Annotated in this window: 23 protein-coding genes; 18 read left to right on the top strand and 5 right to left on the bottom strand. The window is 48.9% G+C overall.

The genetic code is table 11. The annotated features are described in order from the left end of the window. Nucleotides 1–325 precede the first annotated feature (325 nt). The 7 genes from ACFWUL_RS07915 to ACFWUL_RS07885 all read left to right on the top strand — a co-directional run bounded on the left by ACFWUL_RS07915 (nucleotide 326) and on the right by ACFWUL_RS07885 (nucleotide 7,830). Entirely contained in the window at nucleotides 326–1,144 is an 819-nt protein-coding gene (locus ACFWUL_RS07915) for a hypothetical protein (RefSeq protein ID WP_416176903.1), read from the top strand. A 90-nt stretch (nucleotides 1,145–1,234) separates the two neighbouring features. Beyond that, nucleotides 1,235–2,053 carry a hypothetical protein gene (locus tag ACFWUL_RS07910; protein ID WP_297019370.1) on the top strand — a complete coding sequence of 273 codons (819 nt, stop codon included), beginning with the start codon at nucleotides 1,235–1,237 and terminating at the stop codon, nucleotides 2,051–2,053. A gap of 428 nt (nucleotides 2,054–2,481) precedes the next feature. Next, a complete protein-coding gene (locus tag ACFWUL_RS07905; RefSeq protein ID WP_297019372.1) occupies nucleotides 2,482–3,141 on the top strand; it encodes a hypothetical protein in 660 nt (219 codons plus the stop codon). 36 nt (nucleotides 3,142–3,177) lie between these two features. After that, nucleotides 3,178–3,732, top strand: coding sequence for a phosphoribosyltransferase family protein (locus ACFWUL_RS07900; protein WP_416176902.1), 555 nt, complete (start codon nucleotides 3,178–3,180; stop codon nucleotides 3,730–3,732). Between the two features lie 362 nt (nucleotides 3,733–4,094). Beyond that, entirely contained in the window at nucleotides 4,095–5,633 is a 1,539-nt protein-coding gene (gene guaA, locus ACFWUL_RS07895) for a glutamine-hydrolyzing GMP synthase (RefSeq protein WP_416176901.1), read from the top strand. A gap of 472 nt (nucleotides 5,634–6,105) precedes the next feature. Beyond that, complete coding sequence (locus ACFWUL_RS07890; protein WP_416176900.1) at nucleotides 6,106–6,273, top strand: hypothetical protein; 168 nt, start codon at nucleotides 6,106–6,108, stop codon at nucleotides 6,271–6,273. 369 nt (nucleotides 6,274–6,642) lie between these two features. Next, the gene (locus ACFWUL_RS07885) at nucleotides 6,643–7,830 is read left to right on the top strand and encodes an IS110 family transposase (protein WP_416176858.1); all 1,188 of its coding nucleotides are present in this window, start codon (nucleotides 6,643–6,645) and stop codon (nucleotides 7,828–7,830) included. A 746-nt stretch (nucleotides 7,831–8,576) separates the two neighbouring features. Here ACFWUL_RS07885 and ACFWUL_RS07880 read toward each other — a convergent pair. Both ACFWUL_RS07880 and ACFWUL_RS07875 read right to left on the bottom strand, forming a co-directional pair. Next, on the bottom strand, nucleotides 8,577–9,005 hold the full coding sequence (locus ACFWUL_RS07880; RefSeq protein WP_297020869.1) for a universal stress protein: 429 nt from the start codon (nucleotides 9,003–9,005) through the stop codon (nucleotides 8,577–8,579). A gap of 458 nt (nucleotides 9,006–9,463) precedes the next feature. Then, entirely contained in the window at nucleotides 9,464–10,957 is a 1,494-nt protein-coding gene (locus ACFWUL_RS07875; protein ID WP_416176748.1) for an ISLre2 family transposase, read from the bottom strand. A 132-nt stretch (nucleotides 10,958–11,089) separates the two neighbouring features. Between ACFWUL_RS07875 and ACFWUL_RS07870 the strand changes: the two genes are divergently transcribed. The 4 genes from ACFWUL_RS07870 to ACFWUL_RS07855 all read left to right on the top strand — a co-directional run bounded on the left by ACFWUL_RS07870 (nucleotide 11,090) and on the right by ACFWUL_RS07855 (nucleotide 14,299). Then, the gene (locus ACFWUL_RS07870) at nucleotides 11,090–12,121 is read left to right on the top strand and encodes a hypothetical protein (RefSeq protein ID WP_416176899.1); all 1,032 of its coding nucleotides are present in this window, start codon (nucleotides 11,090–11,092) and stop codon (nucleotides 12,119–12,121) included. Between the two features lie 32 nt (nucleotides 12,122–12,153). After that, nucleotides 12,154–12,909 (top strand): hypothetical protein, encoded by a 756-nt coding sequence (locus ACFWUL_RS07865; RefSeq protein ID WP_416176898.1) that lies wholly within the window; start codon nucleotides 12,154–12,156, stop codon nucleotides 12,907–12,909. Nucleotides 12,910–13,235: 326 nt separating this feature from the next. Further along, the gene (locus ACFWUL_RS07860) at nucleotides 13,236–13,769 is read left to right on the top strand and encodes a nitroreductase family protein (protein ID WP_416176897.1); all 534 of its coding nucleotides are present in this window, start codon (nucleotides 13,236–13,238) and stop codon (nucleotides 13,767–13,769) included. Between the two features lie 14 nt (nucleotides 13,770–13,783). Beyond that, nucleotides 13,784–14,299 carry a nitroreductase family protein gene (locus tag ACFWUL_RS07855; RefSeq protein WP_416176896.1) on the top strand — a complete coding sequence of 172 codons (516 nt, stop codon included), beginning with the start codon at nucleotides 13,784–13,786 and terminating at the stop codon, nucleotides 14,297–14,299. Nucleotides 14,300–14,476: 177 nt separating this feature from the next. Here the strand turns inward: ACFWUL_RS07855 and ACFWUL_RS07850 are convergent, their stop codons facing one another. Beyond that, nucleotides 14,477–15,550, bottom strand: coding sequence for an IS630 family transposase (locus tag ACFWUL_RS07850; protein ID WP_416176725.1), 1,074 nt, complete (start codon nucleotides 15,548–15,550; stop codon nucleotides 14,477–14,479). A gap of 395 nt (nucleotides 15,551–15,945) precedes the next feature. Between ACFWUL_RS07850 and ACFWUL_RS07845 the strand changes: the two genes are divergently transcribed. From ACFWUL_RS07845 to ACFWUL_RS07820, 6 genes are all read left to right on the top strand, one after another. Next, entirely contained in the window at nucleotides 15,946–16,518 is a 573-nt protein-coding gene (locus ACFWUL_RS07845) for a S1 RNA-binding domain-containing protein (RefSeq protein WP_416176895.1), read from the top strand. A gap of 280 nt (nucleotides 16,519–16,798) precedes the next feature. Then, a complete protein-coding gene (locus ACFWUL_RS07840; protein ID WP_416176894.1) occupies nucleotides 16,799–17,713 on the top strand; it encodes a Ppx/GppA family phosphatase in 915 nt (304 codons plus the stop codon). Next, nucleotides 17,710–19,167 carry a tRNA lysidine(34) synthetase TilS gene (gene tilS, locus ACFWUL_RS07835; protein ID WP_416176893.1) on the top strand — a complete coding sequence of 486 codons (1,458 nt, stop codon included), beginning with the start codon at nucleotides 17,710–17,712 and terminating at the stop codon, nucleotides 19,165–19,167. The genes ACFWUL_RS07840 and tilS overlap by 4 nt, the downstream gene beginning before the upstream one ends. Beyond that, nucleotides 19,164–19,715, top strand: coding sequence for a hypoxanthine phosphoribosyltransferase (hpt, locus tag ACFWUL_RS07830; RefSeq protein ID WP_297022086.1), 552 nt, complete (start codon nucleotides 19,164–19,166; stop codon nucleotides 19,713–19,715). The genes tilS and hpt overlap by 4 nt, the downstream gene beginning before the upstream one ends. Before the next feature lie 190 nt (nucleotides 19,716–19,905). Further along, the gene (gene ftsH, locus ACFWUL_RS07825) at nucleotides 19,906–21,807 is read left to right on the top strand and encodes an ATP-dependent zinc metalloprotease FtsH (RefSeq protein ID WP_297015465.1); all 1,902 of its coding nucleotides are present in this window, start codon (nucleotides 19,906–19,908) and stop codon (nucleotides 21,805–21,807) included. A gap of 205 nt (nucleotides 21,808–22,012) precedes the next feature. Beyond that, nucleotides 22,013–22,615: a hypothetical protein gene (locus ACFWUL_RS07820; RefSeq protein WP_416176892.1), complete on the top strand. Its 603-nt coding sequence runs from the start codon at nucleotides 22,013–22,015 to the stop codon at nucleotides 22,613–22,615. Here the strand turns inward: ACFWUL_RS07820 and ACFWUL_RS07815 are convergent. Beyond that, entirely contained in the window at nucleotides 22,609–24,102 is a 1,494-nt protein-coding gene (locus ACFWUL_RS07815; RefSeq protein ID WP_416176802.1) for an ISLre2 family transposase, read from the bottom strand. The genes ACFWUL_RS07820 and ACFWUL_RS07815 overlap by 7 nt on opposite strands. Nucleotides 24,103–24,255: 153 nt before the next feature. Here ACFWUL_RS07815 and ACFWUL_RS07810 point away from each other — a divergent pair, with 153 nt between their 5' ends. Next, complete coding sequence (locus ACFWUL_RS07810) at nucleotides 24,256–25,260, top strand: hypothetical protein (RefSeq protein ID WP_416176891.1); 1,005 nt, start codon at nucleotides 24,256–24,258, stop codon at nucleotides 25,258–25,260. A 48-nt stretch (nucleotides 25,261–25,308) separates the two neighbouring features. On the opposite strand, the gene ACFWUL_RS07805 is transcribed toward ACFWUL_RS07810, so the two are convergent. Further along, on the bottom strand, nucleotides 25,309–26,007 hold the full coding sequence (locus tag ACFWUL_RS07805) for a hypothetical protein (RefSeq protein ID WP_416176890.1): 699 nt from the start codon (nucleotides 26,005–26,007) through the stop codon (nucleotides 25,309–25,311). Between the last annotated feature and the right edge of the window lie 130 nt (nucleotides 26,008–26,137).

Here is a 26,137-nt window from a genome sequence, read left to right as displayed (position 1 = left end):
GCCTTCCTGGAAGCTAGTGGCTAGAAGCTAGAAGCCCTCACGCGTTTGACTCTATCCATCAGCACTGCTTGGAATTAAAGTTCTTCTTCAAGGGATTTAAACTTTTCTTGCCGATGCTTATAGATAAATTCATTAAGATAAGCAGGAACCTGTTCAAATTATATTTCAAGAAATGGTGTATAATTAAAAATATGGTAGAAGAAACTGCAGAGGGTGGGAAACTCATTTTTATGAAGGTCCCATGGCTTTCTGTATGAACTCTGCAGACAGTACAATTTTCGCGGTTTATGGATTGCAGTTCTGACTATCCAAAGGAGGAATGGATATGACCATAACTTATGTTCTTCAGGTTCTGCATGCAATGGAAGATGGGAAAATTCAGGATGGTACGTACATCAAAGATCTGGAAGGGGAGCTCCATAAAGCATTCCGCCGGGTAAGAAGAAGAGTGCTCTGTCTGCGCAGCCGTGCCCAGTATGAAATCGGTGAAATGGACCGGGCGAAAGTATCTGCTACTTCCGGACATATGGAAGAATTTACGAAGTACTGCTCCCTCATCCGTAATTTCAACATGGAGGACTGCGAAGGTCTTCCGGGCATTGAAAGCTTCCTGAAGGAAGGATTCAAAGTGGATGATATGATTGACCGGGCCGATAAGATTGCCAGCATGGAGACAGTGAGTTCCGTTGCTTATTCTCCTATGGCACTGGGTTTTGGTATTCTCGATGGATTTGCCATCCTTCCGAAGGTGAATGTGGACAATAAGAGATTCCACAGTATGGATCTGGCTTATATCAATACCCTCATTGATGACCTGGAAAATTACCAGGCACAGGTGAGAAAGCTGACTGCAGCTCTTGATGAAATCGGTAAAAAAGCAAGGGAAGAGGCGGACTGCCTCAATGATCTCCACGACTATTTCGTCGATGGCATCAATGATTTGAAAGCAATCCTGGAAGAAAAGGGCGAAGACTGGAATCGCTATTCCCAGTGTGAAAAGATGCAGATTGCCCGGGCTATCCAGGTAGCACAGCTCATTACGATCCTCTTCCCCCATCTCCTGAATGACAAGGGAGAAGTGAGCGAAGAAAGTGAGAAAGCCATTGAAAAGGCAAAACGGGCCCTGTCTTTCCGGGATGCCTGAAGTTCCGTGGCAGAAGACTGATCTGTAAATCTATAATACAATAATAACAAGATAGCCATATGTTTCATCGGATAGAAGGGAGAGCGTGCTATGTCCATTTCATTTATTCTGCGGATGATTGCCGGCGCAGTGAGTGGAAATTCCGGATCCGCAAGGCCGGAAAACATCAATGGTGAAGTAGAGCGGGCCAAAAGGCGGGCTACGAAACGGATCAACCGGGCCAAAGTCCGGGCCCAGGATGAACTGGGGGAACTGGACCGGGTGAGGATTACCCTCATGTCAGGGGATATGAAAAAGTTTACCAGCCTCTTTGCCCAGATGAAGAATGTAGATTTCCATGATTGCGATACGTTGACCGGTCTGGAACACTTCAATAAGGAGCGTAAGAACTGGCGGGAAATGGAAAAGCTGTCTGCCAAGGCCATGAGCGTGGTGACCCTGGCCGGGGCTGTGGATGCTGTAGGATTTGGCGCCGGTGTGCTTGACCAGTATGCCAAGGTGCCGGATATCAAAGGCCTCGATGCCAGCGCCGCTGATACCCATGATGTGAAAGCGCTGAAGGATATGGGTGAACGGCTGCAGGAATTCCAGAAAGAAGTCAAGCAGATGTGCATTCGCATGCAGGCTGTCCGTCATGAAGCTCGCAAAACAGAAGATGCCCTTCTTGACCTGTCCGATTACTTTGAAGATGGTATTGATGATATCCGTGCTATCATGAATGAAGAGGGGAATGACTGGACAAAGTACACCCCGGCCCAGAAAATCCTCATTGGCCGGACCGCCCAGATTGCCCGTCTCATTCGTGCTCTTTCGGAAGTCCGTTTCCTGAATGATGATGCTACTCTTCGTCCGGAAATCCAGGAATCCGTGGATGCTGCAGACGAACTGCTCGATGAATTGGGAGCGTAATTTCATAGGGATGATTTAAGCTGTGGAATGGCAGGCCTGTTCCACAGCTCTTTTTATAGATATAAAACTATTGCGGTTTGACGAGCTGTTGGGGGTTGGCGGTTGGCATGCTTGCGGATAGAGTCATTCGCATGGAGCTCCTAGCTTCTAGCGGCTAGCAGCTAGGAAGGATGATCCGCCTGCGGCGCTTCCACCCGGTATTCCCGTCAGTCATTCGTGCCGTAGGCTGGCCAGATTTCCTAGTAGCTAGCAGCTAACAGCTAGAAGCTCTCACGCGTTTGACTCTACCCATCAGCATCGCCCCATTAGCTCGACAAACTGAAATATTCCCAATTCATCCCTGCTTTCTCCTTTTTCCAGTACTCAACCTATTCGATTTATTGTAAAATAGAAAAGGGTTGTTTATATAGAATCAGGAGATGATACAGGTGAAGAGATTTCAAAAATGGGTCATCCTCATGGGGGTCTCTTTGGCCCTGTCGGCAGGCTTTACCAGCTATGCCAATGAACCCTACTACCTGAATGGGGATAAAACCCTTCCTATGATACAGAATACCGGTGGTACTTATGGAGACGGGGCCACAGGCATATACATGGACCTGTCCACCATAGAGGTGGAAGATGTTTTTGAAGATGGCCTCCAGGCCAAGGTGAAACTGGTGAATGTGGAGTCCGCCAATACCTGTACGGAAGACTGGATCCATGTGAGATACAGTGTGGATGGCAAAGCCTGGGCCCTGGGCAAAGACAGCCGGTGGCGGGAAATCCCATCGAACACCGATGATCCCGCATCCCTGGTGGTTTCTTTCATCCGCCAGGAAATGGGCGCGAGCGAACGGAGGGACATCCTTTCCGGTGAGATTTCCGCCATTATGGATAAGAAGCAGGATAATCCCGGAAAAGTGACTCCCGATGATGCGATTCCTCTCATCGATGTGCAGGCTCCGCAGCAGGATGTGAAAAAGAAGGGGGCCGTGCAGAAGGCTGATAAGGAAAAGGATAATTCCGAACCGGTGACTGTGACGATTACAGAAGCGCCGCAGGTGGAAATCACCAGCAACCCGCCGGTGCAGGTAGATATTACATAATTTTTTATGGCAAATCATTGATTCCAGAGGTGCATTATGGCAAAAAGATTTTATGAGCTTCATGTAGCAGGCTGCACACGGCAGCTTCCGGTGCTGAATATTTCCGATACCCTGGCGATTGCGGGATTCGTTATCCTGGGGGATACGGATATCGTGGTCAACTGCTCCAGGGAGTTGGCGGAAAAAATCCCAAAGGATACGGACGTCATCATGACTGCTGAAACGAAGGGGATTCCCCTGGCAGCGGAAATGGCGAGAATCCTCCATATGAAGCGGTATGTGGTGGCCCGGAAATCCGTAAAGGCCTATATGGAGAACCCTATCTGGGTGGAAAATGAGTCTATCACCACCGCCGGTAAACAGCGGCTGTACCTGCAGGATGCGGACATCGAGCTTATGAAGGGGAAGAATGTACTTCTGGTGGATGACGTCATCAGTACCGGCGGTTCCATGAAGGCCATGAAGCAGCTGGCGGAAAAGGCGGGAGCCCATGTGATTGGTGAAGCTGCCATTCTTGCAGAAGGAGATGCCGCCAAGCGGAAGGATATTATCTATCTGGCACCGCTGCCCCTGTTTGACGCGGAAAAGTAAAGGGAAAAGGACTGCGATATTTCAGTTTGTCGAGTTGTTAGGGCAACGCTGATGGGTAGAGTCATTCGTGCGGAGCTTCTAGCTGCTAGCTCCTGGCTTCCAGGAAAGATCAACAGCCTACGGCACGAATGACTGATGGAAACAGGTAGGAAGCGCCGCAGGCGGGCCAGCTTTCCTAGCAGCTAACAGCTAGAAGCTAGCAGCCCCGTGCCAGTGACTCTGTCCAACCACATGCCAAACCGTTCGCTTCAACAGCTCTACAAACCGCAACTGGCTGAACGGGTCGATAGCCATTTCCCAGATATGATATAATAAGAAATACATGTAGACTCAACTGATTATGTTCCTACAGGAGGAAACAGATGAAACATCAGGAAATTGTTATGATTGTTGACTTTGGCGGACAGTATGCCCAGCTCATCGCACGGCGCGTGCGTGAATGCGGCGTTTACTGCGAAATCCTGCCATACAACAAGACGGCGAAGGAAATCCTTGCCCAGAACCCGAAGGGCATTATTTTCTCCGGTGGACCTTCCAGCGTGAATGCGGAAAATGCGCCCCAGGTAGATCCGGGGGTATTCAAAGCCGGCATTCCGATTCTCGGAATCTGCTATGGCATGCAGCTTATGGCAAAAGAACTGGGCGGCGAAGTATCGAAACCGGAGAAGCATGAATATGGCCACACCGAATTTTATCGGGATGGAAGCTCCGCACTCTTTGAAGGAGTTTCTGAAAAGACCGCTGTATGGATGAGCCACGGCGATGCGGTGACTGATATGCCCGCCGGCTTTGGCCTCACCGGCCACACGGACCTGACTCCTACTGCAGCCATGGCCGATGAAGCCCGCCGCTTCTTTGGGGTCCAGTTCCATCCGGAAGTGGTTCACACTCCGGAAGGCACCACCATGCTGAAGAATTTCCTCTTCAAGATCTGCGAATGCAAAGGCGGATGGTCCATGGGCAACTACATCGACATTGCCGTAGAAAATATCCGTGAAAAAGTAGGAAAACATAATGTCATCTGCGCCCTGTCCGGCGGCGTTGACTCTTCCGTAGCTGCTGTCCTGGTCCATAAAGCCATTGGTGACCAGCTGACATGTGTCTTTGTAGACCACGGTTTCCTCCGCCTCGGCGAAGCGGAACAGGTGGTGGATACGTTCAAAAATAAATTCAACATGAAACTGGTCCACATTGATGCGTCCAAGCATTTTATGTCTCTCCTCAAAGGGGTTACGGAACCGGAAAAGAAGAGAAAGACCATTGGTGCTGAATTTATCCATACCTTCCAGGAAGAAGCAAATAAGCTGCAGGATGTAAAGTTCCTCGTCCAGGGCACCCTGTATCCGGATGTGGTAGAATCCGGTACCGCCACCGCCTCCACCATCAAATCCCACCACAACGTGGGAGGCCTTCCGAAGGACATGAAGTTCCAGCTCATCGAACCGCTCCGCGAACTCTTCAAGGATGAAGTCCGCGAACTGGGCCGGCAGCTGGGCCTTCCGGAAGAAGTGGTGAACCGCCAGCCATTCCCGGGACCGGGCCTGGCGATCCGCATCATCGGTGAAATCACACCGGAACGGCTGGATATCCTCCGCCGCGCCGATTTCATCGTACGGGACGTGATCAAACAGCACGGCCTTTACAACGATATCTGGCAGTCCTTTGCCATCCTTCCTGCGGCTATCCGTTCCGTAGGGGTCCAGGGAGATGAACGGACCTACGATTACACCGTAGGCATCCGTGCTGTCACCTCTTCCGATGGAATGACGGCTGATTACTTCCGCTTCCCCTGGGAAGTACTGGATGAAATGAGCCGCCGCATCTGTAACGAAGTGGCCGGAGTGAACCGCGTAGTCTACGATATCACCTCCAAGCCGCCGAGCACCATTGAATGGGAATAATAAAGGAATAAGAATACCCCTGTTGACTATCAGCACAGTCAGCAGGGGTATTTTGGTGCGCCCAGCATGGGCGTATTCTCAAGGGTGAGAGTCCCAAGACTACCCGACAGCGGGAAGGTCATAGCTGAACACCAAGGGTGTCCATCGTGAGGTGGAATCTGAAGGAAGGTGCAGGCAAATCTCCGGTCCGATGTACAAGAACCACATAAGGCTAATACAGGGTGGATAAGGTTGCCACACAAACTGAAGTCCCATAGCTGTACGGAATCCTGTAGAGTAGATGTGGCGGATAGATGGAGAGAAAGAATACGTTCTTACCTGGGGAGGTCTCACGGACACAGCAGAATAAGGCTGTATTTACTGTGCTGTGTTGTGGTTGAAATAAGATTTGCCGTGAGAAGTCAGCAGAGGCCATAGTACCAGATGGCTCATGGGCATCTGGGAAGGGCCGAACTTTAGGAGATGTTAGTCAATGAAAGTAACCAACCATGGGCTTAAAGGCAGACAACTTCAGAAAGAAGACTACTGGCAGAAAGTAGCTGCGGAACAGCAAGGATATGCCGGAGTGCCCATCCATGTGAGGATTGATGAAAACAACAACATCATCGCAGACTTGCATAAGCAGGAATGCGAAAACTAAGGAACCGCCGTATACCGAACGGTACGTACGGTGGTGTGAGAGGTCGGCGGGCCGATGCCCGCCTCCTACTCGATCGATATTTCAGTTTGTCGACCTATTGGGCTTGGCGGTTAGTATGCTTGCGTATAGAGTCACTCACACGGGGCTGCTAGCTTCTAGCGGTTAGCTGTTAGGAAGGCTGATCCGCCTGCGGCGCTTCCTGCCCGTTATTTCCGTCAGTCATTCGTGCCGTAGGCTGGCCAGCTTTCCTAGAAGATAATATGAAATGACCTCCCCAGTTTGATGTATATGCCCAAATTTCGGTAAAATATAGTTGCAAGGCCAATTTTACGAGAACAGGATCATATTTTCTCAACCAAGGAGGTCATCATGTCTTATTCTAGCACATTTACGTCCCCGATCCCATTCGTTTATGTTGGTATCGACACCCATACCGAAAACTATACGATGGCTGCTGTCGTTAATCAAATGTCTCCTGCCGGTGAAATTATTACGTTAGATCTTATTCCCCCTCGTAAACTTGGCCCTGCAGTAAAGAATGTGCTCCGGTTCATTGGTGATTGCAAAAAAGCCGTTAACAGAGAGTGCCATGTTATCTGTGGTTATGAAGCCGGGTTATTCGGTTATGGCCTTTACCGTAAGCTTATGGCAGCCAATGTAGATTGTATGGTAATAGCTCCTTCTTCTTTGAAGAAAAGCAGCAGAGATAAAAAATTCAAAAATGATTATATTGATTCAAGAGCGCTTGCCAATGCCATGGCGAAAAGTGAGTGTATTTCCATTTATGTCCCCGATGAGGAAGACGAATCCATTTTCCGCTATATCAGGATGCGTGACGACCATCAGGATATGGTTAAAGTCACTAAACAGCGGATAACTGCTTTTGTGCACCAGATGGGATTCCATTATAACCAGGGAGCTACCTGGACCCAAAAACATGTGAATTGGATTATGAGTCTCCCGCTGAGCGAATTGAATAAGGAAACATTGAGTGAGTATATGACAACTCTGCTTACCCTCCAGCAGAAGCTGGAAGATCTGGATGTCAGGATTAAGTCATTTGCAATGCAGAAAAAGTATGCAGCTAATGTCAATAAACTGCGCTGTTTCCTTGGAATAGAATATGGCTTTGCACTTCGTTTAATTGTAACTATTGGCGATTTCAAGCGCTTTCCTACAGCAGGCCATTTTGCGTCCTTTTTGGGACTTACCCCAACTGAACACTCCAGTAATGAAGATGGCAACTATGGCAGCATTTCAAAAGCCGGAAATATTGTTTTGAGGAAGAAGCTGATTGAAGCAGTCTGGTCCGGCTTTTCACGGGGGCGGCCCGGATACAAGAGCAGGGCTTTGAGAAAACGGCAGGAAGGATGCTGTGCATCAGATATTCATTATGCGGACAAAGCAAACAGAAGACTTCGCGTAAGGTTCAGAGACAAGATTATGAAAGGGAAAAACAGTAATGTTGCTGCTACTGCCGTTGCCCGGGAATTCAGTGGCTTTATTTGGGGAATGATGACTGGACACACTGCTGACGTTATTCGTAAAAAAGCTTGACATCGCACGCATAGTTCTCTGAGTTAGACAGCAAGCATAAAAATACAGTCGAAGGGAGATGATTAAAAGGTGAATAGCGGTTTGGACAATATTAAGGGAGAGCTTTGAGTTAAGAGAGGCTGGGTTATCCTAGTGCTAGCTTTGCAGGACATGCATAGGCATGATTCCAAATAAAAGATTGAAGGAACCCGCGGCGAAATCATTGACCTGTTAATCCACGTATAAGAGACTGATCAAGCCCCGGAATAATCTGCAAAGCTCTTCCTCCATGTTGTTCAGGCAGCTATTGCCTGGAACCCGCATACCAATTTGAACTTGACATGGAGCCCCTGCTCATGTGATTTCCAAGCCAAGGGGCCGAAAAAATATGGCCATAGAGGAAGCAGGCTATCACATGAGCCGCTCCATGTAAAGTTCAAATTTTCCCAAACCGATTTAATTCCATTACATCTTGCAACTAGTCTTATTGGCAAGAATATTTGGCATGCTTGGGGTCTTGACAAAGGTCATTTCATAAGAGCTAGCAGCTAGTAGCTAGAAGCTCCGTGCGAATGACGCTACCCATCAGCGCACGATACAACAGCTCGACAAACCGCAATAGTCTGACTTCCTTGAAGCCTGTTTACATCTGTGGATAAGCAGAGAAAATTATAAAAACCGATAGCATCATAAAACCTGTCCAATCCATGTGGATTGGACAGGTTTTCTTTCCTGAATGTGGCTTTGGTTTCAATGAAAGGTGCATCCTATTTAATAATCAGCACCGGCACTTTCACATGGTGAATGACGTACTGGCTCACACTGCCCATGATGAAGGAGGAAATGGAGCCTTTGCCGCTATTGCCCATAATGACAAGGTCAATCTTTTCTTCCTCCACCAGTTCTGTAATCACATTGCCTGGGACGCCGACACGGATAATGGGGGTGAAATGGATATCTTCGGGAATCTGCTTCTTCGCCCGTTCCATGACGGCCTCTGCCTTTTCCTTTACCGAGGCGAAGCCGTTCCTGTCCAGGTTTACCTGCATCAGGGGATAGGCCGCTTCTCCTACATCTGCTACCACAAGGACGTAGAGTTCGGCGTGATAGGTTTTCGCCATTTCCACTCCATAGTGGAAGGCATTGTCCGCGGTACCGGACCCATCAAGGGGAACGAGAATTTTTTTGAATTCCATAGGTAAGACCTCCTTTTGCGGTTTGTCGAGCTGTTGGGGTTTGGCGCTGATGGATAGAGTCACTCGCATGGAGCTCCTAGCTTCTAGCGGCTAGCAGCTAGGAAGGATGATCCGCCTGCGGCGCTTCCACCCGGTATTCCCGTCAGTCATTCGTGCCGTAGGCTGGCCAGCTTTCCTAGAAGCTAGCAGCTAACAGCTAGAAGCTTCGCACGAATGACTCTATCCATCAGCGCCAAACCCAACAGCGGGGCAAACTGAAATTGGTGCTGCTCCGTGCCAACACCATCCGTCAGCACCGAATCCAACTCTGTAAACTCATACAGAAACCATGCTATAATATAATTATATCATGCCCTTTGATTTACCATGAAATAAGATAGGGGAGAACGTATGTGTCAAGGTTTTCTCGGTACTTTATTTGACAGTCGATGTTATCAGGTTTCCCAGCCTCTGCTTTCTCAATAAATCTGTATCGCTTTAGCAAGCTGGCCCATCGGAGTTGAAGTCGCTCCGTATACGCCTATACGGCCTTCCAGGCACCCGGGACGGTAATTCCGTGCGTTCCTGTGCCATTTAGCGTCCCTGGCGGCTTTGCGGTTCGTTTTTACGGCTGCTACGACCGCCTTATGCATCTGCCGGTCCATCTTCTTGTAGGCTTTGCCTGCAGCACAGTAAATCAGGGCTTTTTCCAAAGTGTCATTCTGGGTAGCAGTAATCAGCGTGCCTATTGAATCCATACCTATCCTGCACCAGCTGCGCCCCTGCTTTTTCAGACGGTAGCTATAGCGTCGGTGGTCGCTTTCAGCTGCCCCCAGGTGGATATCGGTTCGGATTCCGCGCTCCCGGATGCCCGGGATATAGTCGGCGTTGCGGCTCAGATAGTCTGCCAGTCTCCGTACCTGCTCGGCCTGTTCTTCTGTTTCTGCGTAGCTGGCAGCCGTATCCAGATATGGCTTCATATCTGTGATGACATTTCTGCTCTTATTCAGTTCAAGCACGAATTTATCGATGAATCCACGTGGGCAGAAGCTGAGGCGGGTCCGCACTTTCTCATTCACATGGTATCTGTCCCGGAAATGGTAATGTGTCTTGCATCCCTCGACAATATTGTCGAAGTCATCGAAATTATATCCTGCTCCGCCATCCCCGTTGGAAAGTACTGTAATCTCGCTCAGATTGTACCGGCCATGCACCCACACCTTGACGAGTTCAAACAGCCTTTTCCTATCCGTTCCAGAGAAGCAGTGGTACCCTGTCAGTCTCGAACGTTTTCCATTCTTCTCGACGCCCTCATAGACCTGGATTCGGTGAAGTTCTATGTTCTGGCCGCCTTTGGTATCGGTGACGGGGTCCGCCTGCTGCTTCATTACAATCCCATCGCCCTCAATAGCCAGCAGCCCGTCCTCCGGTACTCTCTTCTCGGCCTGCTCCATGGCTGCATCTGCTGCTTCGTATTTTCTAACCATTTGGGCGGCAGTGCGGCTGAGATTTGAAACTGTCTGATGTGAAATATCCGTCTGGGTCAGAGTTTTCACGATATGGCTCACATTACGGAACTGGGTAACCTGGGCAGCCTGGGCAATGCGCAGAATCACTCCCATGCTATAGTGACGGGAAGGCAGAAATCCAAATTTCTTATCTAATGGGTAAAATCCCTGCTTTCCGGCCATCTCCAGCCGCCTCCGCTTGTAGGTGACAGGACCAAACAGGCAGTATATGGTTCTGGAATCCCGCCGGGAAATCCGCCACCCCTGAGGCTTGTAGACCCTCTCATACAGCTCCCCATCGATCATTTCGAAGGCCGTCGCCACAAGAAGGCCAAAGAGTTCCGTGAAGAGGTGCCAGAGAACCTGCTCCATGGCCAGTGAATCCTTGGAGTCCTTGATACTCTTGAGAATTTCCTCCTGAATAAAAGGTTTGAAAAGTTCGATATTCTCTGATAAAATGCTCATTGGGAAGAGTCCTTTCTTTTGATTTGTTGCAAGGAAATTATAACATTTCCATCAAAGGGGACTCTTCCCTTTTCTATCCAGCAGGGGAGAAATCCTCTACCGAGAAACATTTTACACTAAGGGGGAGAACCTATGAAAAAGATCATGTTAGCCCTGGCCCTGGCGGCGGCTGTCACAACACCCCTGGGGTCGGCCATGGCGGAAGAAGCGGGGGCGGCAGCGGTCAACCCGGCGCCTTCTTCATCCTTTGTATATACCAATGAAAAGACCGGTATTTCTTTAACTCTTCCGGAAAATCGGGTGGAAGATAAAAGTTCCAACGACTTTTTGTACCGTGCCTACCTGCCGGACAGCGGTATGTCCCTGACCATCCTGTCCCACGCAAACAGCCAGCCCCTGCCTTCAGCAGCAGTGAAGAAGGAGCAGGAAAAGGCGAAACAGTTCCTGGCAGAGAGCATCCGGAATTTCGGAGAAAAGCAGGTTTCCCTGAAGCAGGAAAAAGCCGGTGGGGAAGCGGGACTACTGGCGGAGACCGAAGGCTCCGGGAAAGAGGGAAATTTCAGCGTTCTCCGGTATGTCTTTCCTCTTCAGGGCGGGACCTATATGGTATCCTGGACCATGAAGAAGGAGGACCTGAAGGAAAATCAGCCCCTGGTGAAGTCCATGATGGATACAGTCCGTTTCTTCACGGTCATGCAGAAGGTCTCCGTGAAAGGGACCACCTGCACCTACGATATCCCGGCAGACATGCGGGTGGACTATGATCCTCCCATTGCGCCGGACCATGTGCTGGTGGCGGGGGACCGGAATCTCATGACCGGCGTCCTGGCACTTCCTATCAAAGAAAATAAAGATTTCAGCTTCCTTCCGGACAGCCTTTCTTCCTTAACGGATGCCCAAAAGCAGGATATCACAGACCATTTCAGGAAGAAACTGGACAGTGAAAGCACGGGAAAATACGTGAAGAATGTGACATTCCGTTTCATGCCGGTGAATGGCAGGGATGGTCTGGTCCTCGATTTCGATGACCAGGGAGACCATTCGAGAAGTTATATCTTCGTAAAGGATGGAAAGTATATTTCCTTTGACTACATTTATAACATGAAAGAAAGGGACTATGCGGAGAAAGTGATCCGCCAGTCCGTATCATCTATTTCCCTCTGATGGGATGAATCATTTACAGTGGAGGCGTTACTTTGTTTTTTAATCTATTTGGCGGAGACAAGCAGAAATACATAGAGGAATATGCGGACAAAATGGCAAAAGCCGCAGTGAATGATGAGTTGGATGCAGACATGCTGGAAAGCCTCATCGACTTTGCCAAAAAGCATGACCTCGGCAATAAGCAGCTGGCGAAGGCCCAGGGCCTTGCCTGCGATAAGGCCTTCGAACAGCTTTATCACAACGGCTACATGGATGACGATGAATACGGTATGTATTCGGACATGCTGAAGCTCTGCTACATGATGAAGGAAGACCAGAAATATAAGTACACCACCATTGCCAGCCGCTGTAATGCGCTCTACAAGATTCAGGAAGAGGGGCTCATGCCCACCATGAAAAGGGAATACACAAATGTGAAATACCGGGAAGGGGAAAAGCTCCACTATACATCTGCCGGCCGTCTGGTGACGCCCCAGAAACCGCTCACTAAGGGCAGCGGCATCGTCATTGCCCGGGGTAAAACGTTCAGAGTGGGAAACTGGGAAAATCAGGAAGACAAATCCCTCTGGAAAGAGGGGGATAAAGGAGCCTTCTGGATCACCTCCGAGCGCATCGGTTTCCGCAGCCGGAATGAACAGGTGGAGACGGACCTGGAGGACCTGGACTCCGTAGAACTGGGGGCCGGTCCTCTCCGGGTGTACGAAAAGGGGAAAGAGGATCCCTGGTGCGTGACGCTTGACGATTACGAAATGGCTGGCGCTATCCTGTCGAACCTGATGAATCGGTGAGAAGGACGGCATTCAGACTATTGCGGTTTGTGGAGCTGTTAGAGCGAGCGGTTTGGCATGCTTGCGGATAGAGTCACTCGCATGGAGCTTCTAGCTTCTAGCGGCTAGCTGTTAGGAAGGCTGATCCGCCTGCGGCGCTTCCACCCGGTATTCCCGTCAGTCATTCGTGCCGTAGGCTGGCCAGCTTTCCTGAAAGCTAGGAGCTAGCAGCTAGAAGCCCCCGCCCAAATGACTCTACCCACCAGTATCGAACTCAACAGCTCGACAAACTGAAATTGGCAGTATTTCTTTACAAACATTGATTGGGCTCCGGCCCGGAGGTAACTATGGAATTTGATCATGTACTGGCTGTAAGAAGCTCGGTCCGCCGCTATACGGAGGAACCGGTTGCGGAAGAGGATATTGAAAAAATCCTGGCCGCCGCAGAACGGTCGCCGGTGGGCCATTTTGATTACAAGAACTACGCCATTGCGGCGGTAACAGATAGGAAAGTCCTAAAGCTCCTGGCCGAAGAAAACCAGGCCCTCTCCGGCCGGGGAGATCCCATTTACGGGGCGCCTCTCCTTCTGCTCATCATGAGTACCCCGGAAGCCCGGGAGGACTCCATCAAACTGAATGCGGGCATTATGGCGGAAAATATGCACCTGAAGGCCGTGGACCTGGGGCTCGGGTCCATCTGCATTTACAGTTTCATTCGCACCCTTAACAAACAGGAGGGGTATGGCAAATATTTCCAGGCCCTCCACCTGCCGGAAGGACTGAAACCGGCCATGGCAGTAGCCGTGGGCCACACCCCCATTCCCCAACGGGAAAGACGGTTCATGGCCCGTTTCAAAGTCTATCGGATTGGCAATCAATAAAAGGAGGCATTCTTATGGAATTTGATAAGGTATTGCAGCTTCGCAAATCTATTCGTTCTTATACAGAAGAGCCGGTGTCCGAAGAAGATCGGAAGGCTCTCATTCACGCGGCCCTTACGTCCTCCGTGGGCCACCACAACGATAAGGGCTACGCCCTTGTCACTGTGACGGACCCCAAAGTGCTCCATCTCATCAGCACCGAAGGCGGGGAAAAGGTAGGAAAACCACATATGATTTATGAGGCACCTCTCCTCATCCTCATCTGCCGCACAAAAGATGTCATGGAAAATCTCGAGGGCTTTGATGCGGGCATCATTGCTGAGCACATCCACCTGAAGGCTAGCGACCTGGGTCTTGGATCCATCATTCTATTCGGTTTCATCCGGCTCCTCGGAAAGGATGCGGAATACCTGAAGGCCCTGAACCTGCCGGAAGGAATTACACCCATCCTTGCAGTGGCCGTTGGGCACACGCCTTTGGCGGACAAGCCCAGAAAAGAGGACCGCCATTTCCAGGTGATTGAGAGATAACCAACGTAAAGCCATATGTCATGGAAATCATGGTGTATGGCTTTTTATGTGGAGTAAAGAGGGTTCATTGGGATTGGAATATGGCAGCTCATCAAATTGCGGTTTGTCGAGCTGTTGTATCGTGCGCTGATGGGTAGCGTCATTCGCACGGAGCTTCTAGCTGCTAGCTGCTAGTGTCTAATTTCGTAAGTTTCCGATTGTATCCCTAAGTTGCGAACCCTTGACCTCACGTTTTTTCCAGCGGAACGGTTCTGCATGCTCATTGTAGGCAGCAATAAACTTTTTAATCGCTGACACAAGATCCGAAACAGAGTCAAAACTTGCCCCTCGGAGCACTTTTCGCGACATAATGTTAAACCATATTTCCACTTCATTCAGCCAGCTTGCTGACGTTGGTGTGTAATGAAAATGGACATTAGGATGCTTTTCCAGCCAGTCGTTTAAGCGCTTGTGCGTGCAGTAATTATCGACAATAATATGATATTGCACTTTGTCTCCACCCGGCTCACTTTTCAATAAGTCATCTAAAAATTCTTCAAAGTCCTCTCTGGTTTTTCTCTTTGTTGTCTTTCCATAAATTTGTCCGGTAGCTACCTCCAGTGCACCGAATAAATTTATTGTTCCATTCCTCCGATATGTGCTTTTCAACCCGCGCACAATTTTCTTGTTATGAGTAAGTACATATCCTTGGGCTCTACTTAAGGCCTGTATCGATGGTTTCTCATCAACGCTGATTACGACAGCATTCTCTGGCGGGTTCAAGTAAAGTCCCACGATATCAGCAGACTTTTTAGTAAACTCCGGATCAGTACTGACACACCAGGAACGCTGCCTTGCCAGCTGTATTCCTTCCTTTCTCATAAGTCGCCAAATGGCAGCCTTTGAGACATTCAGAACTCTTGCCAGTGTAGGACCATCCCAGTGTGCTAGCCCGTCTGGAGGCGCTTCCTTCAGCTTATTTAACACCATTTCGCGGAATTCCGGTCCATATTGAGCAGTACGGCCCCGCCTTTTCTTATCCTGTAGTCCAGGGATGCCCTGTTCAGCGAAACGATTCCGCCAAAGGCTAACGGTATTGGGGCGTTCCCCCAACTTAGCCGCGATATCCTTGATTTGCATTCCATCAAGACATAGAAGAACCATTTTTGCACGTCTTACAATGCGATGCTCTGTTTTTTGAGAGTTTACGATTTTATGCAGTTCTATGCGTTCGCTTTCGGAGCAGCGTATTTGCTTAGCAACTTTTGGCATAACGTTATCCCCCCCTGCAATTTGCATTTATCTGGAATAAGTATACCATTATTTGCTGTGTCCGGCAATACAATCTATTATTTATGAAATTAGACACTAGCTTCTAGGAAAGCTGGCCAGCCTACGGCACGAATGACTGACGGAAATAACGGGTAGGAAGCGCCGCAGGCGGATCAGCCTTCCTAACAGCTAACCGCTAGAAGCTAGCAGCCCCGTGTGAGTGACTCTACACGCAAGCATACTAATCGCCAAGCCCTAATAGCTCGACAAACTGAAATTGGCAGTATGCGATCTCCCTTTATAACCGATTTCCCATATTGCTATTCCCTATAAAATCTCGTATAATCAAGTTATATTTGTAATTATGTTTTACAGGGAGGATGTATTTTTTTCTCATGGCTTTAGAAGTCGGAAATATCGTGGAAGGTACCATTACGGGTATCGCAAAGTTCGGTGCATTTGTTGAACTGCCGGATAAAAAAGTGGGACTTGTTCACATTTCAGAAGTGGCAAATGAATTTGTGGATGATGTTAATGATTATCTTAAGGTAAAGGATAAGGTCAAAGTCAAGGTCATTACCATTGATGACCGCGGCAAAATTGCATTGTCCATCAAACAGGCCCAGCCGGCACCGGCAGGGGAAGAAAAACGGCAGGACCGGTTCCATCGGTCCCACGACCATCAGGAACATCGGGAACGCCGTGACTTCCATGACCGGAATGATTTCCATGGCCATGAAAATCACCGCTCCTTTGAACACAGGGAAGAAAGAGCAGAAGGGGATCGTCCCAATCGTGAATTTACCCATTCCTTCTCCGGCGGATTCCGCCAGCCAAAACGGGAAGCACCGGCTTCTTTCGAAGATAAGCTCAGCCGTTTCCTGAAGGACAGTGATGAACGGCTGCTGGACCTGAAGCGGAATGTGGAATCCAAACGAGGCGGACGGGGAGCCCGTCGTTCTGACTGATTCTCTGAGGACTGTGGAAAATTGTAAATGGTAATTAAGGAAGCGCTGATTGCGGTGCTTCCAGGAAAGCACGGACTGTCGTGTTTTCCTGGTTGTCTGATTCTTTATGGCACCATGTGCCGGTGAAGGAGTGCCGCTTAATCGGTGCTTCCTTAGAATGGTAAATGATGGCAGCAGATTTATGCCTGCGATGTTCCGGCAGGGGACGCTTTCATTTATTATTTTTCCTTTCCATTTGCTCTTTATTTCACGGTCCTTTCATTTTGGCAGGAGGAAAATCATGCGTGCTATTATCGATATCGGTACAAATTCTGTACGTCTTCTCATTGCGGAGAAAGATGACAAGGAAGAATGGAAGGTCCTGAAGAAAGATCTTCGCAGTACCCGGCTCGGTGAAGGTATGACAGATAAAGCGTTTATAGGGAAAGGTCCCCGGGAACGGACACTGAAGGCTATTGAAGAGTTTACTGCCGCTGCCCGTCTCGAAGGGGCTTCGGAAATTTTCGCCTACGGTACGTCTATTATGAGGGATGCGGCCAATGGGGCGGAGTTTTCTGATGAAGTCACTGCGGCTACGGGCATCCCGGTCCGCATCCTTTCCGGAAAAGAGGAGGCGTACTACAGTTATATCGGTGCTGCCGGTACACCCAGCGTGGTCACGTCGGTGGTGGATATCGGTGGCGGTTCCACGGAAATGTGTATGGGATTTGGTACGGATATCGGCATTCGCCACAGCTTCCGTCTGGGATGCGTTCGCTGCTCGAAGCAGTTCGACACGACGACGCCCCGGGGATTGGCGGAATTGAAAAAACACTGCTTTGCTCTCTTTCGGGATACGGACCTCATGGAATCCATGAAAAATGTAAAGCGGTGGATCGGTGTAGGTGGTACGGTGACATCGCTGGCAGCCATGCTGCAGGAACTGGAAGTTTATGATTCTTCCAAAGTCCAGGATTATGTAATCCACCAGGAGGATGTGAATCGCATGCTGAAGCATCTTTCTTCCCTGTCTTATGATGAAAAATGCCATTTAACGGGACTTATGCCGGAAAGGGCGGATATCATTGTAGCCGGTGTCGCCATTTTAGACAGCCTCATGGAATACTTTGCCCTGCCGGAAATTATGGTCAGTGACCGGGATCTCTCGGAAGGCCTTCTGGATGCGGATGTGCTCCATCCGAATGAAAGCAGATGAACAGGGAGCAGTTTATAGACCAGGTTCTTGCTTTTGCCCATGACCATCATTTATGGGAGAAGGGGGACTGCATCCTGGCGGCAGTATCAGGTGGTCCTGATTCATTGGGGCTTCTCTATTTTCTGAAGGAAATAGAAAAACGGGAAGGCATCCATATCGGCTGCTGCTGCGTAAATCACCATTTGAGGAAAGCAGCAGAAAAGGAAACGGTTTATGTGTCATCTCTCTGCAGGCAAAGAAATATCCCCTTTTACCGACGGGACGTGTATGTGAATGACGTGCGGACAAGGCAAAAGGGGTCCGTGGAAACTGTGGCCCGTTGCCTTCGCTATGAGGCTCTTCATGGAGTCATGGAGGAGGGACGCTTCACAAAGCTTGCTACTGCCCATCATGAGGATGACCAGGCAGAGACCATCCTTTTCCATCTACTCCGGGGCAGCGGACTGAAAGGGCTTACCGGTATCCAACCGATGCGGGGACAGGTTATCCGCCCGTTTCTTGGAGTGACGAAAAAGGAAATCCATGAATTTCTGGCATCCTTCCACGTGGAGGCCTGCCACGATGAAACCAATGATATTCCGGACGTTTCCAGAAATCGTATCCGCCTTTCCCTGATGCCGAAACTACGGGAATTCAATCCGAACCTTGTTCGTTCCCTCTGCCATATGGCAGAGAGCCTCTCGGGAGATGAGGACTATCTGGAAAGAGCGGCCGGGAAAGAGGAAAAATGGTGGGTACGAAAGGGTGAGTCCCTACTGTATCCCCTTGACCGATTTGTAGAGGTCCATCCAGCTATGCAGAGGAGAATCCTCCTGTCTGCAGTGAAACAGATGGATGGGGGAATGGCTGATTTCGAAGGCATTGAACGGATGCGCCGCCTGGCACTGGAAGGCAGGACTGGCGTAAGAACGTCGCTCTCCGGAGTGATGATGGAGAAGACCCGGGCTTTTCTTCATCTCTATAAAGGAAGCACTCGTAAGGGAAATATACAAAATAAGCAGGATGAAATGGCCCTTTTTTATCATCATTGGGCCGGTAAAGACCTTCCAAAAGATGATAAAACTGGTATAATAGATAAAATTTCCTCAGACATCCAAACAATGGACGGTTGGCAGATGACCATGGAAAAACGGGACGCTCCCGTGGCTCCGGCCAAAAACCAGTACCTCCTGGATGGGGATGCGGTGGGGTGTCTGAAGCTCCGGAAAGCGGAGAAATCGGACATACTGGAACCCCTGGGCATGGATGGGCAGAAATCGGTATTTTCTATTCTCCAGGAGAAGGGGATTCCTCCGCTCCTGAGAAGTGAATGGCCGGTGGCAGCCGATGAGAACCATGTATACTGGGTGGGCCTCCTTCGAGGAAGCCGGCTGGCCAGGGTAAATGAACATACAAAGTCATATGTACTTCTTACGTTGACATGGAAAGACAAGGAGAATGAGAGACAACCATGAAAAATCTGGGAAAAGATATTAAAACCGTACTGATTACCAAAGAGCAGATTCAGAAGAGAGTTAAAGAGCTGGGCCAGGAAATCACCAGAGACTATGCCGGTAAAGATGTAGTTCTCGTGGGCATCCTGAAAGGGGCCATGCCGTTCCTCTGCGATCTGATGAGAGAAATTGACCTTCCTGTGACTCTGGATACCATGTGCGTTTCCAGCTACGGCAATGGTACCGTATCCAGCGGCCGGGTCAATATCAAGAAGGATTTGGACCGGGATATCCGCGGTAAAAACGTGATTGTGGTGGAAGACATTATCGATACAGGCATCACCATGAATGCCCTGGTACCTCTCCTTAAAGAAAGAGGCGCCGCTTCTGTAGAACTGGCTATCTGTCTTAATAAAAAGGAACGTCGTGAAAAGGATGTGGATGTGAAATATATCGGCTTTGACATTCCTGATGAATTCATCGTGGGCTACGGATGTGACTATGCGGAAAAATACAGAAATCTTCCGGACGTATGTGTCCTGGACAGCAAAGTATATACGAAGGCATAAGAAAATCCCTACTTTTCGGAATAAACTGTGGCTGGTCCTGCCGTTGGATGAAATATTTGGAAATTCTGTTGCTTAATATTGAAAAAAATGGTAGAATTAATTACTGATTTAAAAGTATCTATTTAGTCAGTTGGGGTGTAATCCCGCATAAATGGGCCAGTAAACCATCTTATTGAGAAGGAGGAAAATATTGAATAAATTTATCAAGAATGTGGCGCTCTATGTGCTTCTTATCATCATTGCAGTGTCCATATTCAATACTTTCGTTCATCCCCAGGAAAAGAATACGGAAATTACATACAGCGATTTCATCTCCCAGGTGGAAAAGAAGAATGTATCTTCTGTAGTCATGACCAACAATGCGGTCACCGGGAAGATGAAGGATGGTACTGAATTTGCCACCTATATTCCTGATAATGACACCCAGCTCCTGAACAAGCTGAATGACGGTAATGTGACCATCACCGCCAAACCGCCGGAACAGCCGTCCTGGTGGATGAGCCTGCTCTCCAACCTGCTGCCTATCGTCATCCTCATCGGCGTATGGTTCTGGATGATGAACCAGACCCAGGGAGGCGGCGGCCGGGTCATGAGCTTCGGCAAGTCCCGTGCCAAGATGACCGGTGAAGGACAGGTCCATGTGAACTTCAACGATGTGGCCGGTGAAGATGAAGCGAAGGAAGAACTGTCGGAAGTTGTAGATTTCCTGAAGAATCCGGGCCGCTATACCGCTATCGGTGCTAAAATCCCGAAGGGCGTTCTCCTCGTAGGACCTCCTGGCACCGGCAAGACACTCCTTGCCAAGGCAGTAGCCGGGGAAGCAAAGGTTCCTTTCTTCTCCATTTCCGGATCCGATTTCGTAGAAATGTTTGTCGGCGTCGGCGCATCCCGTGTCCGTGACCTGTTTGCCCAGGCAAAGAAAAATGCGCCCTGCATTGTTTTCATCGATGAAATCGATGCCGTTGGCCGGCAGCGCGGAAGCGGCCTCGGCGGCGGCCATGATGAAAGAGAACAGACCCTGAACCAGCTCCTCGTAGAAATGGATGGGTTTGGATCCAATGAGGGTATTATTACCCTGGCAGCTACGAACCGTCCCGATATCCTGGACCCCGCACTGCTCCGTCCTGGCCGTTTTGACCGGCGTGTAGTGGTAGGCCGTCCGGATCTCCGTGGCCGTATTGCTATTCTCCGGGTTCATGCGAGAAATAAGCCGCTGGAACCGGATGTGGACCTTGCTACCATTGCAAAGAAGGTTCCCGGATTTACGGGGGCTGACCTTGCCAATATGCTGAATGAAGCTGCTCTCCTGGCGGCCCGGGATAACCGAAAGACCATTTCCATGGCGGATCTGGAAGAAGCTTCTGAAAAGGTTTCCTACGGTCCGGAACGGAAGAGCCATAGAGTAAGCGATGAAGAAAGAAAACTGACCGCTTACCATGAATCGGGCCATGCCATCATGGCGACCCTCCTGAAAGATGCGGATCCGGTCCATAAAGTGACCATTATCCCCCGCGGACAGGCTGGCGGCTATACCATGATGCTGCCCCATGAAGAACGGTCTTTCATCACGAAGTCCCATCTTCTGGCCCAGATTCGTGTAGCTCTTGGCGGACGGTGCGCTGAAAAGATCATTTTCAATGAAATCTCCAGCGGCGCTTCCGGCGACCTGCAGCAGGTAACCTCCATTCTCCGTAAGATGATTATGGAATGGGGCATGAGTGACCGCCTGGGACCCATGATTTTCGGGGAACACCAGGAACAGATTTTCCTCGGCAAACAGCTGGGGTCCGAAAGAAACTACGGGGAAACCGTAGCTACCATTATCGACGAAGAAATGCATAAGTACCTGGATGAGGCCTACAATGATACCATGCAGACACTGACAGATAACCTGCCCGTGCTTCATGCCATGGCTAAGGCCCTGATGGAAGTTGAAACCATCGACCATAAGCAGGTAGAAAACCTCTTCAAGTACCACTCCATTTATGCTCCGGGTGAAGAACCGAAGAAGGAAGAAGAAAGCAGCGATTCCCCGCTGCCCCCAATGCCTTCTGACAGCAGCAGCCCGCTGCCACCAGTATTTGGTGAATAAAAGGAACAATCAAAGAACGGCACAAGACCAATTCAGGTCTTGTGCCGTTCTTTATTGTCCCATCAGCGCGTCTCGGGCTCCTTTGATTTCTTGCTTTTTAATTTTAAGGATGTTTTATGATATAATTTTTATAGATAATCAGTAAATCCTGTTTATATCTTTTCATAATGAATGCAGAAAATCATTAAAAAGGGAGGAATCTGCCATGGCATTATATTCAAATCGTAAGAATCGACTGGCAATAAAAGTCATCCCTGCCCTGATGACTGCAGGGATAATCGGCTTGTGCGGCATCATGCCGGTAGGGGCAGAAGGACTCAGCAATAACACTCAGATTGTGACAAAAGATGATTCCTATAACCGGTTTGATATTACTTTATCCAAGGATGCCGGCAGCGAATCAGCAAATAACCGGTTGTTTGTGTATGACCAAACCAGCAAGCCCCAGATTTGGGGAATTAATGCGACTTTGCGTTATCAAAATGGCGAGACTGCCTCTATACATGATAATTCTGTAACGATTACAAATAAAGAAAGTAAAGAACGTAATCAAATATCTTCTGTTTATGGCATACATCTCCTTCCCTATTTTCAAACAGCTGATGGACAGCCTGAAAATGGTATTATTGATGTTAAAAATAATGCACTCACCATTGAGAATAGTGATGTGTTTGGCCCAATTACCGGTATTGATGATACCAACAGTAATACAAATGATGGGTCTTCATTGCGTATGTGTCAAGGTTTTCTCGGTACTTTATTTGACAGTCGACGTTATCAGGTTTCCCAGCCTCTGCTTTCTCAATAAATCTGTATCGCTTTAGCAAGCTGGCCCATCGGAGTTGAAGTCGCTCCATATACGCCTATACGGCCTTCCAGGCACCCGGGACGGTAATTCCGTGCGTTCCTGTGCCATTTAGCGTCCCTGGCGGCTTTGCGGTTCGTTTTTACGGCTGCTACGACCGCCTTATGCATCTGCCGGTCCATCTTCTTGTAGGCTTTGCCTGCAGCACAGTAAATCAGGGCTTTTTCCAAAGTGTCATTCTGGGTAGCAGTAATCAGCGTGCCTATTGAATCCATACCTATCCTGCACCAGCTGCGCCCCTGCTTTTTCAGACGGTAGCTATAGCGTCGGTGGTTGCTTTCAGCTGCCCCCAGGTGGATATCGGTTCGGATTCCGCGCTCCCGGATGCCCGGGATATAGTCGGCGTTGCGACTCAGATAGTCTGCCAGTCTCCGTACCTGCTCGGCCTGTTCTTCTGTTTCTGCGTAGCTGGCAGCCGCATCCAGATATGGCTTCATATCTGTGATGACATTTCTGCTCTTATTCAGTTCAAGCACGAATTTATCGATGAATCCACGTGGGCAGAAGCTGAGGCGGGTCCGCACTTTCTCATTCACATGGTATCTGTCCCGGAAATGGTAATGTGTCTTGCATCCCTCGACTATATCGTCGAAGTCACCGAAATTATATCCTGCTCCGCCATCCCCGTTGGAAAGTACTGTAATCTCGCTCAGATTGTACCGGCCATGCACCCACACCTTGACGAGTTCAACCAGCCTTTTCCTATCCGTTCCAGAGAAGCAGTGGTACCCTGTCAGTCTCGAACGTTTCCCATTCTTCTCGACGCCCTCATAGACCTGGATTCGGTGAAGTTCTATGTTCTGGCCGCCTTTGGTATCGGTGTCGGGGTCCGCCTGCTGCTTCATTACAATCCCATCGCCCTCAATAGCCAGCAGCCCGTCCTCCGGTACTCTCTTCTCGGCCTGCTCCATAGCTGCATCTGCTGCTTCGTATTTTCTGACCATTTGGGCGGCAGCGCGGCTGAGATTTGAAACTGTCTGATGTGAAATATCCGTCTGGGTCAGAATTTTCACGATATGGCTCACATTACGGAACTGGGTAACCTGGGTAGCCTGCGCAATGCGCAGAATCACTCCCATGCTATAGTGACGGGAAGGCAGAAATCCAAATTTCTTATCTAACGGGTAAAATCCCTGCTTTCCGGCCATCTCCAGCCGCCTCCGCTTGTAGGTGACAGGACCAAACAGGCAGTATATGGTTCTGGAATCCCGCCGGGAAATCCGCCACCCCTGAGGCTTGTAGACCCTATCGTACAGCTCGCCATCGATCATTTCGAAGGCCGTCGCCACAAGAAGGCCAAAGAGTTCCGTGAAGAGGTGCCAGAGAACCTGCTCCATGGCCAGTGAATCCTTGGAATCCTTGATACTCTTGAGAATTTCCTCCTGAATAAAAGGTTTGAAAAGTTCGATATTCTCTGATAAAATGCTCATTGGGAAGAGTCCTTTCTTTTGATTTGTTGCAAGGAAATTATAACATTTCCATCAAAGGGGACTCTTCCCTTTTCTATCCAGCAGGGGAGAAATCCTCTACCGAGAAACATTTTACACTAAGCTTCATTGCATGCAAAAAATAACAGCTTTACCTTGAATGACAGTACCGTTAATGGAGAAGTTTATCATATTATTCTAAATCAACCGAATGAAAAAAGTGAAAATATCATTACTGACAATAAGGCTATGATAAAGGATGCAAAAATTGAAGGTGCATACTTTAATTTTTACCAGACCTATGGAGTTTCTAATAAGCTTGATATGGAAAGAAATTCATCCAACTTTGAAAACTCAACTATTAATGGGAATGCTTTTGGAAATAGCACTTATGGGTTTGGAGGTGCCATAGGTCGGACCCATACGGCACAGTCTTCCGACAATACTATGACTTTTTCCAAAAGCACCATTACAGGTATGGTAATGCAGGATTTTATCTATGGTGATGATGAAACTATTAAAAATAATAGGTTAATTCTCACCAATGGAAGCTATGTAGAAAATGAAATTGATGGGGAATATCTTTATGGAACTGAATCAGTTACCCATTTGGAGGCTGAGGGTAACAGCACATCTTTGATGGAAGGGAGCAAAGCGGATGGCGGTATTACATCGGTTATGCTGGTTAATCTTTATGGTCCCAAAGCCACGATGAAAGCTTCTGGCAATACACTTCTCATTTCAGGAAAGAGCGTTGCACCCTGTGCTAAAGGAGTGGAAGTCGTTGATAAGGCGGATTCAGATATTTCTTCTACCGCTAATACGGTCTCTATCAGTGATGGCAGTACCGTTGGCGTTGCTATGGCGGTCCATGGTGCGGGGAATGCCGATCGTAATAAAGTCAGTGTGAATGACAGTACTGTGGGTGTAGTGGCAGGAGCTGCAGTTGATGGTGAAGGAAATATTACAAACAACTCTGTTACTATTGGTGGAAACACAAAAGTAGACTATGAATCAGCTCATACGGATGAATCATTCCTGCCTTACAGTTCTAAAGATGCTATCTCCTTAAAAGGTCATTCAGTCGTCATTGCAGGATACAGTACAGGTAATGGCAGTATGTCAAGCATTTTTGAAAATGTCCCGAGAATTGTCATTTAATAGCCCCGTAATGGTGGGGCTATTTTGAGTGGTTAGGCTAGTATGTTACTAAAATATGTTACGCGATGCAAGTTCTTCTGGATCTTGTCTGGAATGATGCGGTCTTGTAAGGACGTAATGACGGAAAGATGCCTGCTTCCATGGGTGACTCATCGGTGGAATCCAGTGTTTCTGAGGCTTTGGCTTGGTATAGTCAGCATCAAGCTCAGGAGATTTCTTCTGGCGCAAAGGGATGGCTTCCAGTGCGTAGATACTGGTATCGTTAACACTGCAGTAGAGTTCGCCGTTGAAAGCCCGTATGACTAGTACTTTGGTTCCGCTGGCATAATGCACCTGATGGCCTTCTGAATCAAGCATACGATAGTACTGACGCTGGAAACGGATGCAGTGGCCTCTGTCTACCGTACGGCCTGTAAGTACAGCCAGTATCAGGTTGATCCTCTCATCTGACGGTTGCGTCACAAAAGCTGATTTGGTACTATTGGGAGGAAGTGCAAACTTCGCATTGAATTCTTTTAGGTAGGACTTGAGGAATTCATTGGCGTCTGCAATAGTCGTGATGCCTGCCTTTCTCAGCTCAATCGGCAGGCGCGACTGCAGCGTCTCATTGAGCCGCTCAACCCGGCCTTTGGCCTGCGGTACGCTGCTTGACTCAAGGTGTATCCCCAGTTGCCTGCAAGCGTAACCGAACTGCGTATAGGTATCCTCGTCGATGGACGGGGATCCTTTTTGTTTGTAAATGAACACAGTGTGAATATTACGCCGTTTGAGAGCCACCCAATACGCGGTTGAGAGCCACCTTGGTGGCCTTGGTAAAAAAAGCAAATACGCAGATGAGAGCCGTCCGCAGTCGGTGGACAGTGGACGGCTCTCCTGC

Source organism: Dialister sp., from assembly GCF_047832375.1.
Classification (GTDB): domain Bacteria; phylum Bacillota; class Negativicutes; order Veillonellales; family Dialisteraceae; genus Dialister.
The sequence above is the reverse complement of the archived record's forward strand: the minus strand, read 5'-3'. Positions and strand labels throughout refer to the sequence as shown.